The sequence below is a fragment of the Clostridium sp. ZS2-4 genome (assembly GCF_026719745.1).
GTDB lineage: Bacteria > Bacillota > Clostridia > Clostridiales > Clostridiaceae > Clostridium_H.
The window spans coordinates 89429-103114 of the sequence record NZ_JAPPRQ010000136.1; the positions used below are offsets into that span (position 1 = coordinate 89429).

Genomic DNA, 13686 nt, shown 5'->3' on the forward strand with positions numbered 1-13686 from the left:
GATGAGATGGAACAAGGCTACAATGTACTATCTCAAATTAAAAAATTTAGAACAAGGAACAATAAATTAATTCCATATATTGAAATCCCAATAAATAAAGAAACAATAGAACAGATTACTATGAGTCCAACTTGTAATGACTTAAATGAAATAGGACTTAAGGAATTTCTGGAAAGTATAGAATTTGATATAGATGATATAGAAAAATCTGATATACCATATACAAAAAATTAATTACTGAAAGTATATCCTGCCGCTAAGGACACATCAGCTTTAAGAGGCGTCTTTTTTCAACGTTCAAGACATACATAAATATAATATTGATATAATAGAAAGTCCTCGATTTCAAGGGCTTTTCGTGTTTTTAAAAGAAGTTGAAGTTGGGATTTTTAAAGTTTTAAGATTGGAAGTTTGGGTTTTTATTATTTGAATGCACACCCCTGTAGATTTTGAAGTGAGGGGGGAGCATTTTTTATGGTGAGGGTGTGTACTTTCAGCAGTAACATTTGGTGCAACTGATAGTTGTCAAAATTGTTATTGTTGATTGATAGTAATAAATAACTTGATTTAGTATACTGGAATAGAGGTGATACAGATGAGTTTTCAACAAAAATTACAAATGCTAAGAAGAGAAAAAGGATTATCACAAGAGAATTTAGCAGAAAAAATCGGTATATCAAGACAGTCTATTGCAAAATGGGAAGGTGGAAAATCCTATCCAGATTTAGATAAGCTAATACAATTAAGTGATTTATTTAAAATTAGCATTGATAAGTTAGTAAGAGATAATGATAGTGGATGTTGTTTTGAAAATAAAAAAGTACATATAAATGAAATAGGTGGAGACATAATCGAATTTTTATGTAGAGCTAAAAAGAAGACTTATGCAGGAAAAGGAGAAGAAGCATCACCTTCAAGACCTAATTCTCATGATCTACATTATATTGAAGATAACTTAAAATATATAGATACATACATTGGTGGTAAAAGTTTTGCTGGGGCAGAGGCCTTATGGGAGAATGATGTACCAATTTGGTCAATGAATTATATTGGAAGAATTCTTGAGGATGTATTTAATGGAGATTTTCTAAAAGAGGCATTACTTCTTGTGCCAAAGGAACATCCATATCGTGGACCTTTGGTATATGAAAATGGTGAATATAAGTATCATTGCATTGTTAAAGGTGAATTTAAATGGTTCGAGGGATATGAGGAAATATTTTACAATGATAAAAAGGTGTATGAATGTATTTTTCATGGTGGCTGTATCAAATAAAAAAGTATAGGAGATAAAAATATGGTATTAAATAAAGATAAAATTACTAATATATGGAGGAAGAAAAAATTATTGAGTTTAGCTACATGTTTTGATGAGAAAGTAGATAATTCTGTAGTATGTTTTGCTTTTGATGAGGGACTAAATTTCTATTTTGAAAAGCTACATTTTATAAGTTATTCATAGTAGATAAAAAATAAATGTTGTATAATAATATTAATATATTTATTTTAATATTATTAGAAAAGGTGATTTTATGAGTAGGGAAGAAAAAAATAAAATAGATTATATGGTTGTATGTGTAGCTGAATTTGCAGATAAATTTTCAGTTACCTACAAAGATTCCTATAATTATTTGAAAAAATATAATGCTTTAAATTTTTTAATTGAAAATTATGAGATTGAGCATACTTTAAGCATTGAAGATGCAATAGAGGATATGATTTTAGTTTCAAAAAATAATGGGGGATATTTGATATGAAGTTGTATCATGGTTCCAATGTAATAATTTCAGATATTAATTTAGATAAATGTAGACCATATAAAGATTTTGGAAAAGGATTCTATTGTACAGCCATTGAAGAACAAGCTGAACTAATGGCAAAAAGAGTAGCTAAAATCTATGGAGGAACACCCCAGGTAACTGTATTTGATTTTGATGAAAATATAATTTCATCTAACAAATTAAATATAAAATCCTTTGAATCACCTACAAAAGAATGGGCTATTTGTGTATTAAACAATAGGGATAGAAATTTTAAAGAAATAAATAGTAAAAATTGCAATATAGATAATAAGTATGATATAGTTGCAGGACCAGTAGCAGATGATGATTTGGCATTATTGTTTAGAATCTTTACTAGAGGATTAATAGATATTAATGTATTAGTAAAAGAAATGAGCTATAAGAAATTTTCAAATCAATATTCATTTCATACCCAAAAAGCTATACAGTATCTAAAATTTTTTGGAGGTAAATAATAATGAATGTGATTAAAGAACTTATTGATGGTATAACTGAAGATTTAATAAAGTATTTGTGTGAAGAAGAAAATTATAAATTAGAAGATGCTATGGAAACAGTATATAATTCTATTGTTTTTGAAAAGTTAACTGATGCAGAAACAGGTATTTACAGAGAAAGTGCTAGTTATGTATATGAATTATTGAAAGATGAAATAGCGAGCGGAAAAATAATTCAGAAAGAAGAGTAGGTCTTGTTGATGTGCACCTTTTAGCAGAAACACTATACAATTTAGCGATAATAAAATCAATAATCTTATTGAGAAAGTGGCTAAATTGTATCAAAATTTAAGTTATTAGACATACATAGAAAACCATACTGAAATTTTAAGTATCGTTTTCATTTTAGAGTTATAAACTTTTTATAGAAAAGTTCTTTGTCTATCAACATTTCTACAGAATATTTACCGTTTCTAGGAGTTACCTTTTTATTAAGTTATATAAGGTTATTAATGGTTAACCAATAACAAGTAAAAGAGAGTTTAACTTTAATCTATAATAAAGAGTTTCTAGAATTTGAAGCATGGTATTTTAGGTATCTTAATTATTTACCGCTGGTACCATAATTTGATAATACTCTAGCACTAGGATCATCTACGTCACAGCCTTCCCACTCTTTGTTTGGCATCCAAAAATCTACTATCATTTCTGCTTGCCATGGATAGTATTTTTCAAATATTTCTCTGTATAGTAATGATTCCTTTGTGAATGGTTTAGAGTGATATTTATACTTTTCACAAAGTTTTTCAAATTCTTCATCGCTATAGAATGTTTCTGCATAGTCTTTTAAATAGTCTACCATAGAATGCCCTACAGCATCGCTAAATGCTGCTTTTTCACGGTATAAAATATTATGAGGAAGATAATCGCCTTCAAACGAATGTCTCAAAAGATATTTACCCATGTTGTATTTGTTTAATTTCTTTTCAGGGTCTATGGCCATAACATACTTTACAAAGTCTAAATCTCCAAATGGTACTCTTGCTTCTAAAGAATTTGAGCTAATACAACGATCTGCACGAAGTACATCGTACATATAAAGCTCTCGGACTCTCTTTTGTGATTCCTTTTGAAATTCTTCTGCATTTGGGGCAAAATCAGTATATTTATAGCCGAATAATTCATCGGAAATTTCACCGGTTAGAAGCACTCTGACATCAGAAATCTCATGTATTTTCTTACAGATCAAATACATTCCCATACTTGCTCTTATTGTGGTGATATCGTATGTTCCAAGAAGTTTAATAACCTCATCAAGTGATTCAAGCACTTCTTCTTTTGTCATATAAATAACGGTATGATCGCTATGAATGTAATCTGCAACTTCCTGTGCGTATTTTAAATCAATTGCATCTTCAGTCATACCTATGGCAAATGTTTTAATTGGTTTTTCAGGATACATTTTTTGAGCAACTGAACATACTAATGAGCTGTCTAAGCCACCACTTAACAAGAAACCTACAGGAGCATCAGCATCCATACGTTTTTCAACAGCAGCTACAAATTTATCATGAATTTCATTGCAAATAATTTCTAAGTCATCCTTGAAATAATCACCCTCTGTTGCTGTGATATCACAATAGCATGTAAATTTACCATCAGCATAATAATGTCCTGGTGGGAATGGCATAATCTTGTGTGTAAGACCAATTAAGTTTTTAGATTCACTTGCAAATATGATTTTACCTGATTGAGAATAGCCATAGAATAGGGGACGAATTCCAATTGGATCTCTTGCTGCGATGAAACTGTTCTTTTTTCCATCGTAGATAACAGTTGCGTATTCTGCATCTAATTTTGAAAACATATCTAGTCCATATTCATAATACATTGGAAGTAATATTTCACAATCACTATCAGAAATAAACTTATGTCCCTTTTTTATTAGTTCTTTTTTGATTTCACGGAAACCGTAAATTTCACCATTGCAGATGGATGCATCTGTATTTCTTGTGAATGGCTGCATTCCGCTAAAGCTTAAATCCATAATAGCAAGTCTTTGAAATCCCAAAATACCAGATGGTAAAGTGAGAATTTCTGTCATATCTGGTCCTCTTGATTCAGTTCTCTGCAATGCCTCTGCAAATTTTTCATGTTTCATATCTGTTCCTGTATAACACATAATTGTACACATATTAATATTCCTCCTTAGTTATAAAAAAAGCCTTTCATCCTATAAAAATAGGACGAAAGACTTATACTTCCGCGGTACCACCTAAATTAGCCTATAAAGCTCCCTTCAATCAGTACGGAATTAATCTATATAATATAGTAATTCGATACTGTCCAAGCTGTAACGGTTTGGCTCCGTCCAAGACTACTCTTAATAAATTTCGTTTGGAAGCTCCGGGATGTTCTTCATTATTTGCTTCGTATCAGTCTCTCACCACCACTGATTCGCTTTGACTACCTCATAATAACTACTCTTCCCATCATGGCTTTTATATTAAGTGTTTGAAATTTAACTTTGAATTTATTTCATTTTACTTTATAATTTATAATTCGTCAATGGAATTGTGAATTATTTATTGAAACGAAATTCATTTTTTGAAATATTGGACCAACAATATTTGATTTGCCATTATAAAAATGTTTAAAACTTTAAGCTCCTTTATTCAATCGACTTTGTAATAAAGGAGGAATTCTATCACCAATAAGTCCAGAACCAAGAACAAGGATATAATCAACTTGCTTTTTAAGCTTAAGAAATAAGTTCTTATAGTAGTTCTAATATTTCTATTGTATATTTTTCTCCGGGAGCATCAACTTCAACTATGTCTCCAACTTTTCTGCCTGATAATGCTTTTCCTAAATCTGATTCTATACTTATACACATATTTTCAGGGGATGAATCCATAGTAGTTACTAATGATACAATATCTTCATCCTCATCCTCTACAAATTTAATTCTAGCTTTACTATTAATTCCTAATATTGATTTATCAACATTGTTATCATCTATTACAGTTGCTGTTGAAATCATAGTTAATAAATATTGAATTCTATTATCATTTTCTCTATAGTTTCTACAAGCCTCTTTATATTCTGCATTTTCTGATCTATCGCCATGTGCAGCAGCCTCTAATTTTTCTTTTGCTATTTGCGCTCTTTTCACAGTCATTCTATAGTCTAATTCTTCTCTTAATTTTTTTATGTTTTCTTCTGTCAATATATTATTCATAAAAAACTGAAGCCTCCCTGAAATATATTATGTTAATATTATATAACATCTAGAAAAAAATAAAAGATACTTTAACTATAAGTGCAGTTAATATAGAGTAATTGTATTTATTTTATACGTCTTTTATGTAGTTAAAAGTATAGGAGTGTGTTAATATATTAAATAATAATTGTTACTGAGGGTGTTTTTCTTTTGTGTTTAGTTGGTAAAGGAATACTATATTTTAGTGTGAAAGATATTTATTTTTTATAAGAATTTTTCACTATCCAGTAAAAAATTAATTATTTTAGTTGGAGGGATATATGAGAGTTGTTGGTGTTTTCAGCCTGAAGGGAGATGAAATCCTTGGAAGGCAGATTTACGATGAATTAGGTAGGGTTTTACTTAATGTTGGAGTAAAATTAAAGCCTTATTATATTGAAAAAATTAAAGAAATGGGAATTAATTCAGTATACATTGATGATGACATATCAAAAAATGTGATTATTGAAGAAAGCATTTCTGAAAAGACAAGGCAAATGAGTAAATGTGCTGTTAAGGGAATGATTGAAAGCTATTGTCGTGAAGGAAAAACTGATAATAGTAGTGTTATGAATTCGGTAAATGCAGTCATTGAAGATGTACTATCAAATAAAAATGTTTTGATAAATGTTGCAGAAATAAGTGCAGGTGATAATAATATATATTCGCATTCTGTAAACGTTTGCGTGATGTCTACAATAATAGGAACTCATATGGGATACAGTATGTTGAAGCTTAAAGATATAGCTACGGGTGCATTACTTCATGATATAGGTAAGATAAAAATTATGAATGATAAGAAACTTTTAGCAGATTTTAAGACTAAGGAAGAATTAGATAAATATATTAGATTAATGCATCCAAAGGTTGGTTATGATTTTTTAGGGGAGCAGTATGTTTGGAATGCATACGTCAAGGTAGCTGCATTAATGCATCATGAAAGAAGTGATGGCAGTGGATATCCTTTGAAATTAAAAGGTGATGAAATAAACCAAATTGCAAAGATAGTGTCTATATGTGATGTATTTGATAATTTGATATCAGGTAGAAATTCTGAGAAAGGTAAAAGTGTGCAAGAGGTTATTGAATATCTTGTAGGTATGAGCAATATTTATTTTGATGCAGAAATGGTGAAAAAATTCACTATTAACATAGCTGCTTTTCCAACAGGTAGTGGAGTTATTCTAAGTTCAAATGAAAAGGGTTTAGTAGTAAAGCAAAACAGCTCAATGCCAATGAGACCTGTGGTAAAAGTTATATATGATAAAGATGGAAAATTACTTTTAGAACCTTATGAAATTGATTTATTAAAAGAATTAACTCTTTTTATTACAAAGACCTGTGAACTTTAAATTATGGGAGGATTTTATGAGTGGTGAAGGCAATTACACAAATGTTAGGTATTCCAATGATTGTCTGAAACTAATTAATGATACTTTTCAGAAATTTTTAGATGTAGACAGTATTAATTATCAGATTGAGCTAAAAAAATCATTGGAGAAAATCGGTTTATTTTTTGATTTGGATAGGATATATATATATTATTTTTCTAAAGACCCTACTTTTATGCAAATAGAATGTCAATGGAATAAGAAAGATATAAGTCCAAAAAGAGAAACGCAGGAGGAAGAAGTAGTTTATGCTCTTCCATGGTTGATTCGTGAGATTAAGAATAATGATTTTGTTGCAATAAATAATATGGAGGAATTTCCTTCTGAAGCTGTATTTGAAGCAGAAGTTTTTTTAAAGGAAGGAATAAAATCTTCTCTTATAGTTCCATTGAAAAGCAAAAACAAGTTAATTGGATTCGTAGGCTATGAAAGTTTATCCAAGCCTATGATATGGGAAGAAGCTCAAATCAAGATATTAAGAGATATTTCAAAGGCTTTTTCATATACAAGAGCAAGGATTGCAAAGGAAAAAGCATATGAATCAACACTTAATGGACAAGCAATGTTACTTAATAATTCTGAATCACAGATTTGGGCTTTAAGTAATGTTACTTCTTATGCAACTGTTAATGAAGCTCATGCAAGGTTTTTTGGCAAGAAGAAAAGTGATTTAGAATATCAGGACTTATATGACATATTTGATATAGATACTGCAAATAAGTTTTCTGCAAATAACTGGGAGTTGTTTCAAAAGAATGAGCCAGCAGAAAAAGAGCTTGAAATTAAGAATTGGAAAGGTGAAAACAGACTACTTAAAATTAAAAGTAAGCCTCAGAGAGATGAAACTGGCAATATTAAGTATCTTATTTGCACTGCTGAGGACATTACAGAGCAGAGGCTCGCTGAAAGGTCGCTTAACAAGGCAAAAGAACAGGCAGAAACAGCAAATATAGCGAAGAGCCAATTCCTTGCAAATATGTCTCACGAAATAAGAACACCAATGAATGGAATATTTGGATTTTTAGAATTATTACAATCAACTAATCTGTCTTTAGAACAAAAAGAATTTATACGTGAAGCAAAATCTGCTTCAGAGGTATTATTACATATAATTAATGATATATTGGATTTTTCAAAGATAGAAGCTAGAAAGCTAACCATGGAAAAAATTAGGTTTAATTTAAGAAATACTATTGAAGATGCGGTTTCACTTCTTGCACCTAAGGCGGCAGAAAAAGGTCTTGAACTTTATACTATGATCAAAGCAGGTGTTCCTGAAGCGGTTGTTGGCGATCCATCAAGACTTAGGCAGGTATTAAACAATCTTATAAGTAATGCAGTAAAATTTACCGAACAAGGTAACATTTCTATTACCGTTGATTGCTTAGAGGAAGAGAATGAAATAGCTGTACTTAGCTTTAAAGTGAAGGATACTGGAATTGGAATTCATAAGGATCATATTAATACAATCTTTCAATATTTTAGTCAGGCAGATGCTTCTACGACTAGAAAGTATGGTGGAACAGGACTTGGACTTGCGATATCTAATGAATTGGTCAAAATGATGGGCGGTGAAATTTGTGTTGAAAGTATACTAGGGGAAGGGGCTACATTCAAATTTGATGTAAGATTGAAGATTGCTAAAGGAGCTTCAGAACATAAATTTGCGTTTGCAAAGCTTCAAGATATGAATATTTTGATTGTTGATGGTAATATGAATAATAGGAAAATTGTTAGTTCATACCTTCAAGGAACTGGCTTGAAGGTATTTGAAGCTAAGGATGCTGCCAGTGCCATTACAACAATTCTTTCAAATGAAAATACAAAAAACAAAATAAGTGTTGCTATCATAGACTACCAAATGCAGGACATGAGTGGGTATGAACTTGCAACTACATTAAAAACAATACCTTTTGCAAAGGATACTAAACTGATACTTCTAACCTCAGTAACTCAAAAAGGAGATGCAAAGGCTGCAAAAGAATATGGGTTTTCATCATATTTGGGTAAACCTGTAAGAAGAGACGACTTACTTGGTTGTATTGCTATAGTATTGGGTTTGAAAAAAGAAGATGAAGAAGAACATCAAGTTATAACGAAGCATATAGTTAAAGAAGTTAATAATGCATTAAAACCTAGGATTTTATTGGTTGAGGACAATGAAATGAATCGTAAAATCGTTATAAGTATGCTAAAATCCCATGATATGACTTGTGATGTGGCGGTGGATGGTATGGAAGCATTAAAAGCAGTATCAGAAAAAGATTATGATGTTGTTTTTATGGATTGCCAGATGCCAGTAATGGATGGGTATGAATGTACATCTAAAATAAGGTTGCTTGAAGGGGAGAAAAAGCATACTACAATTATTGCAATGACTGCTAATGCTATGGAGGGGGATTGTGAAAAGTGTATTGATGCTGGAATGGACGACTATATGAGTAAGCCTATTAATTTTGATACTATGTTTAACATGATAGAAGCCAACATTAAAGAGAGAGAGCTTGTGACCGACTATAATAATATAATAGAGAATAATATTAATTACTTTGTTGAAACCACAGGACTTAAAAAAGATGATGCAAGAGAAATACTTGAAGAATATATAAAATGTCTACCTAATTTATTGGAAGATATTAATGATGCTATAGATAACAATGATTTTGAAAAATTAGTGGGGGTGACTCACGAGTTAAAAGGTTCGTCTGGAACTCTAAGAATAATTTCTATTCATGAATTAGCAATAAAGTTAGAGGAGGCAGCTTTGAAACAGGAAATAGATGAATGTGCTAGACTTTTGGCTAAAATAAAAGATTTGCTTCACTAGGGTGTATTTAAAAATCATAGATGTAAAGGAGTTTTTAATATGAAAAAGGTATTAATAGTTGACAATTCATCGTATATGAGAATGTTTGTAAAAAAAATTATTGAAAAAGGAGGTTTCCATAACATATTTGAGGCATCAGGTAAAGAGGATGCAATAGAGGTATTCAAGAATGAAAAGCCAGATATTGTAGTCTTAGACTTGAACATGTCTGAATTTACGATGGATGGTATTCATGTGTTAACTGATATAATGAAAATTAATCCTGAAACAGTTGTAATTATTATATCAGCAGTAGGACACGAAAATGTGAAAGATGAATGTATAGCACTAGGAGCTAAGAGTTATATTAGGAAACCTTTCGATACTGAAATTTTATTAAAGACATTAGAAGCGTACAAATAAGATTATACAAACCATAGTTTACATCATTTAAGTAGTTGTAAATTTTTCTTTTAGCATGGATATAATATGATTAGTAGTTTTATTTGGCATACTGATAACCTTACGTGTGTTTAATTGTGTGGTAACTTTTATATAACACGGAAATGGTCAGTATGCCATGTTTATTTTTTGGAACATTACTTATTTAGTTTTTTATTTTGCAGAAGTGTACATCAACATATTAATTTTGATGATGTCTTAAATGCATGCATACCTTTTTTAAATAATAACCCAAGTGAAGCTATTATAATGTGTATAAAACCAGAGCATACATCAGTAGGAAATACACGTACATTTGAAGAAACATTTGATTATTATAGAGCTAAAAATCCAGATAAATGGCTTTTAACTGATACAATTCCTACTTTAGGTAAAGCAAGAGGTAAAATAGTTCTTATGAGAAGATTTGATGCAGTAAATTTACCCAAAGGTATTGATTTAACAAAGTGGCAAGATAATACTACTTTTACCATAGAAAATGCTGCAAAAGTAAAAATTCAAGATCAATATAAAGTTCCTGATAATGATGAAAAATGGTGTAAAATTGAAGATATGTACAATGAAGCTAACCAAAACAGTGGGGATTGGTGGTATATCAATCACTGCAGCGGATATAGACCATTAGCGTTTGGTATACCAGATATATATGGTGTTGCAAAGGAGATAAATTCTAATATGGAAAAATTCTTTACTGCAAATACTTCAGGAAAATTTGGTATTACGGTTATGGACTTTGCTACTGAAAGCAGAGCTAAGGCAATTATCGCAACTAATAACTTAAATTAGTGTAATATGTCCTATATCATGTAAGTGTGATTATATGTAATAAAAGTATTTTAAAAAGTCAGTTAGAGTAGTGGAAAGTTACTTTAATTGACTTTTTTCTAGTGTATTTTTATAATTATAAAAAGTTAGTTGACTAGGCAGAATTTTTATTGAAGAAAAACGCCTTCATAGCAATATATACTTTTATTCATATTTTATAAAGATAAAAAATAAAATATAAAAAAATGAAATATAAAGTTCTACAAATATATGGAGGGTAAATAATAATGAAAAAAATATCAATGATAATTGTAATGCTAATAGTTACAATGATAATTTCATCAGGCTGCAGCAGCAAAGATGACAACACACTAGTTGTAGGTATGGAATTAGCTTACCCACCATTTGAAACAACAGATAAAGATGGGAAACCTTCTGGGATAAGCATTGACTTAGCTAATGAACTTGGTAAATACCTTGGTAGAACAGTTAAAATTGAAAATATTGCTTATTCAGGACTTATTCCATCACTAACTACTAAAAAAGTTGATATGGTATTATCTTCAATGACTATTACAGAAGAAAGGAAAAATACTGTAGATTTTTCTGAACCTTATTGTAAAGCATATTTAGCTTTGTTAATTAACAAAAATTCTGCTGTTAGTTCAATTAAAGATTTAAATCATAAAGGCAAGAAGGTAGCGGTGAAAAAGGGAACCACAGGTTATTTTTATGCCATGAAAAATTTAAAAAATGCAGAAATATTGGTATTTGACAAAGAGACAGCATGTGTATTAGAAGTAGCACAGGGAAGGGCTGATGCTTTTATATATGACCAAATGACTATATTTAAGAACTGGCAGCAATATGAAAGCAGTACAAAAGCACTGCTTGAACCTTTCAATGATTATGAATACTGGGGAATAGCATTAAGAAAAGGAGATTCTGAATTAAGAAATAATATAAATACATTTTTAAAAGAATACGAAGAGCAAAAAGGCTTTGAAAAATTATCAGATAAATATTTAGGTGACATAAAGAAAGAGTTTGATAAAAGAAAGATACCATTCTTTTTTGGCTCTAAATAGAGAGAAGGATAAATCATGAATAAAATAAAAAAAGTAATTAATCTTATGATAGTTATAGGAATATTTATATTGATAATAATATATTCAATTAATAAATTGGACTACACATTTGTGTGGAAAGGTGTCTTTGTGTATAAAAATAAACTGATAAAAGGGTTTGGGGTAACATTAATAATTAGTTTCTTTTCAATGATAGTGTCATTGATAATAGGAATAATTACAACACTATTCTTAAACTCAAAAATATTGGCACTTAACTATTTTGCAAAAGGATATATAGGAATTATAAGAGGAACACCTTTTTTAGTTCAGATTTATTTTTTATACTATATAATTGCTACAGCTTTTCAAATAAGTAATAAATATTTATTAGGTATAATTATATTATCAATATTTACAGGAGCTTATGTAACAGAAATAATAAGAGGGGGATTGGAAAGTATAGAGCAATCTCAACATATAACCTCAAAAGCTTTAGGGTTTACTACATTACAGAAGTATATCTATATAATTATTCCACAAGTAGTAAAAAGGATAATGCCTGCTTTAGCTGGTCAAATATCATCACTGGTAAAAGACTCATCATTATTATCAGTTATAGCAGTTAGTGAATTTACAATGAATGTATTAGAAGTTGATTCTATTAATTTTAGGACTTTTGAGAATCTAACAGTTTTAGGAGTGGGATATTTATTAATTACTATACCAATATCCATAATATCTAAAAAACTTGAAAGGGCATTTAGTTATGAGGATTGAATTGAATAATATATGTAAAGATTATAATAATAAAAAGGTACTTAAAGAAATAAACTTGAAGCTTGAAAATATACATTCATTAGGAATAATAGGACCTTCTGGCGGAGGAAAATCAACATTATTAAGATTAATAGCAGGGTTAGAAAATACAGACAGTGGTACCATTGAAATAAATAATACAACATTGAAAAATGAAGAAAATTATTTGAATGAATATAGAAAGACAGTAGGGGTAATATTTCAAGCATACAATCTTTTTCCACATTTAACAGCAAAAGAAAATGTCAAACTGCCATTAATAAAAGTACATGGCAAAAATAAAGAAATTGCAAATAAAATTACAGAAAAATTGTTTGAAAGGTTTTTGCTGAAGGAGCATATGAATAAAAAACCTAATCAATTGTCGGGAGGTCAGCAGCAGAGAGTTGCGATAATAAGAGCATTATCATCAGAACCACAAATATTACTATGCGATGAACCTACATCGGCACTTGATCCAGAACTTACAGAGGAAGTTCTAAGTGCTATTTATGAAGTGAAAGCAGAAGGAAAAGATTTGATTATGGTAACACATCATATGGAATTTGCTAAGAAAACATGTGATTATATGTTGTTTATTGCAGATGGAAAAATAATAGAGCATGGTAAAAGTGAAGAGTTTTTCAATAATCCTAAGACAGAAAGATTAATTAAGTTTTTAAATTTGATGTGATACAGATGCCATGAAATGAAAATATATATAACCTTGTTACGGTATTAGAGCAATCTAATACCGTTTTTGTCATATAAGTCACAGTAAAAATTTATATGGCGCAATCTTTGGTTATCAAGTAATATTATCCCTATTTTATTTTGGGCGGACTTAGCCCGTCATGTTTTTTTATATTTTCAAAAAATATTAACCTATAAAACTG

At 29.9% G+C, this 13686-nt stretch carries 15 protein-coding genes, 1 pseudogene and 1 other annotated feature; of the genes and pseudogenes, 13 read left to right on the forward strand and 3 right to left on the reverse strand.

Translation table 11 applies throughout. From position 1 onward, the window contains the following. The first annotated feature begins 6 nt into the window (after positions 1 to 6). The 6 genes from OIO11_RS17015 (at position 7) to OIO11_RS17040 (ending at position 2490) form a co-directional block, all read left to right on the forward strand. Positions 7 to 234: a hypothetical protein gene (locus OIO11_RS17015; protein ID WP_268072675.1), complete on the forward strand. Its 228-nt coding sequence runs from the start codon at positions 7 to 9 to the stop codon at positions 232 to 234. Positions 235 to 595: 361 nt separating this feature from the next. After that, positions 596 to 1276, forward strand: coding sequence for a DUF5680 domain-containing protein (locus OIO11_RS17020; RefSeq protein WP_268072676.1), 681 nt, complete (start codon positions 596 to 598; stop codon positions 1274 to 1276). Between the two features lie 21 nt (positions 1277 to 1297). Further along, complete coding sequence (locus OIO11_RS17025; RefSeq protein ID WP_268072677.1) at positions 1298 to 1462, forward strand: hypothetical protein; 165 nt, start codon at positions 1298 to 1300, stop codon at positions 1460 to 1462. Between the two features lie 70 nt (positions 1463 to 1532). Beyond that, on the forward strand, positions 1533 to 1757 hold the full coding sequence (locus OIO11_RS17030) for a DUF3791 domain-containing protein (RefSeq protein WP_163253057.1): 225 nt from the start codon (positions 1533 to 1535) through the stop codon (positions 1755 to 1757). Beyond that, positions 1754 to 2257 carry a DUF3990 domain-containing protein gene (locus OIO11_RS17035; RefSeq protein ID WP_268072678.1) on the forward strand — a complete coding sequence of 168 codons (504 nt, stop codon included), beginning with the start codon at positions 1754 to 1756 and terminating at the stop codon, positions 2255 to 2257. The genes OIO11_RS17030 and OIO11_RS17035 overlap by 4 nt, the downstream gene beginning before the upstream one ends. 2 nt (positions 2258 to 2259) lie before the next feature. Then, positions 2260 to 2490 (forward strand): hypothetical protein, encoded by a 231-nt coding sequence (locus OIO11_RS17040; protein WP_268072679.1) that lies wholly within the window; start codon positions 2260 to 2262, stop codon positions 2488 to 2490. Positions 2491 to 2843: 353 nt separating this feature from the next. Here OIO11_RS17040 and asnB read toward each other — a convergent pair whose 3' ends face one another. The 3 genes and pseudogenes from asnB to OIO11_RS17050 form a co-directional block, all read right to left on the reverse strand. Then, positions 2844 to 4433: an asparagine synthase B gene (gene asnB / locus OIO11_RS17045; RefSeq protein ID WP_268072680.1), complete on the reverse strand. Its 1590-nt coding sequence runs from the start codon at positions 4431 to 4433 to the stop codon at positions 2844 to 2846. Positions 4434 to 4478: 45 nt separating this feature from the next. Continuing rightward, positions 4479 to 4744, reverse strand: a binding site (T-box leader). A 162-nt stretch (positions 4745 to 4906) separates the two neighbouring features. Further along, positions 4907 to 4993 (reverse strand): annotated as a pseudogene (locus OIO11_RS17300) (YdcF family protein); the annotation flags it as partial. 22 nt (positions 4994 to 5015) lie between these two features. Then, positions 5016 to 5480 carry a GreA/GreB family elongation factor gene (locus OIO11_RS17050; RefSeq protein WP_268072681.1) on the reverse strand — a complete coding sequence of 155 codons (465 nt, stop codon included), beginning with the start codon at positions 5478 to 5480 and terminating at the stop codon, positions 5016 to 5018. Between the two features lie 302 nt (positions 5481 to 5782). On the opposite strand from OIO11_RS17050, the gene OIO11_RS17055 reads away from it, so the two are divergent. From OIO11_RS17055 to OIO11_RS17085, 7 genes are all read left to right on the forward strand, one after another. After that, positions 5783 to 6853 (forward strand): HD-GYP domain-containing protein, encoded by a 1071-nt coding sequence (locus OIO11_RS17055; RefSeq protein WP_268072682.1) that lies wholly within the window; start codon positions 5783 to 5785, stop codon positions 6851 to 6853. Positions 6854 to 6869: 16 nt separating this feature from the next. After that, complete coding sequence (locus tag OIO11_RS17060; RefSeq protein ID WP_268072683.1) at positions 6870 to 9719, forward strand: response regulator; 2850 nt, start codon at positions 6870 to 6872, stop codon at positions 9717 to 9719. Between the two features lie 39 nt (positions 9720 to 9758). Continuing rightward, positions 9759 to 10121, forward strand: coding sequence for a response regulator (locus OIO11_RS17065; RefSeq protein ID WP_268072684.1), 363 nt, complete (start codon positions 9759 to 9761; stop codon positions 10119 to 10121). A 168-nt stretch (positions 10122 to 10289) separates the two neighbouring features. Continuing rightward, positions 10290 to 10946, forward strand: coding sequence for a phosphatidylinositol-specific phospholipase C domain-containing protein (locus OIO11_RS17070; RefSeq protein ID WP_268072685.1), 657 nt, complete (start codon positions 10290 to 10292; stop codon positions 10944 to 10946). Between the two features lie 266 nt (positions 10947 to 11212). Continuing rightward, positions 11213 to 12013, forward strand: coding sequence for a transporter substrate-binding domain-containing protein (locus OIO11_RS17075; RefSeq protein WP_268072686.1), 801 nt, complete (start codon positions 11213 to 11215; stop codon positions 12011 to 12013). A 15-nt stretch (positions 12014 to 12028) separates the two neighbouring features. Continuing rightward, the gene (locus OIO11_RS17080) at positions 12029 to 12772 is read left to right on the forward strand and encodes an amino acid ABC transporter permease (protein WP_268072687.1); all 744 of its coding nucleotides are present in this window, start codon (positions 12029 to 12031) and stop codon (positions 12770 to 12772) included. 1 nt (position 12773) lies between these two features. Beyond that, a complete protein-coding gene (locus tag OIO11_RS17085) occupies positions 12774 to 13484 on the forward strand; it encodes an amino acid ABC transporter ATP-binding protein (protein ID WP_268072688.1) in 711 nt (236 codons plus the stop codon). Positions 13485 to 13686: the final 202 nt, after the last annotated feature.

Bases quoted from the DNA above. Each gene is read 5' to 3' on its own strand.
- OIO11_RS17065 (WP_268072684.1), top strand. From the start codon at position 9,759: ATGAAAAAGGTATTAATAGTTGACAATTCATCGTATATGAGAATGTTT.
- OIO11_RS17040 (WP_268072679.1), top strand. From the start codon at position 2,260: ATGAATGTGATTAAAGAACTTATTGATGGTATAACTGAAGATTTAATA.
- OIO11_RS17060 (WP_268072683.1), top strand. From the start codon at position 6,870: ATGAGTGGTGAAGGCAATTACACAAATGTTAGGTATTCCAATGATTGT.
- OIO11_RS17035 (WP_268072678.1), top strand. From the start codon at position 1,754: ATGAAGTTGTATCATGGTTCCAATGTAATAATTTCAGATATTAATTTA.
- OIO11_RS17030 (WP_163253057.1), top strand. From the start codon at position 1,533: ATGAGTAGGGAAGAAAAAAATAAAATAGATTATATGGTTGTATGTGTA.
- OIO11_RS17015 (WP_268072675.1), top strand. From the start codon at position 7: ATGGAACAAGGCTACAATGTACTATCTCAAATTAAAAAATTTAGAACA.
- OIO11_RS17075 (WP_268072686.1), top strand. From the start codon at position 11,213: ATGAAAAAAATATCAATGATAATTGTAATGCTAATAGTTACAATGATA.
- OIO11_RS17050 (WP_268072681.1), bottom strand. From the start codon at position 5,480: ATGAATAATATATTGACAGAAGAAAACATAAAAAAATTAAGAGAAGAA.
- OIO11_RS17025 (WP_268072677.1), top strand. From the start codon at position 1,298: ATGGTATTAAATAAAGATAAAATTACTAATATATGGAGGAAGAAAAAA.
- asnB (WP_268072680.1), bottom strand. From the start codon at position 4,433: ATGTGTACAATTATGTGTTATACAGGAACAGATATGAAACATGAAAAA.
- OIO11_RS17080 (WP_268072687.1), top strand. From the start codon at position 12,029: ATGAATAAAATAAAAAAAGTAATTAATCTTATGATAGTTATAGGAATA.
- OIO11_RS17055 (WP_268072682.1), top strand. From the start codon at position 5,783: ATGAGAGTTGTTGGTGTTTTCAGCCTGAAGGGAGATGAAATCCTTGGA.
- OIO11_RS17020 (WP_268072676.1), top strand. From the start codon at position 596: ATGAGTTTTCAACAAAAATTACAAATGCTAAGAAGAGAAAAAGGATTA.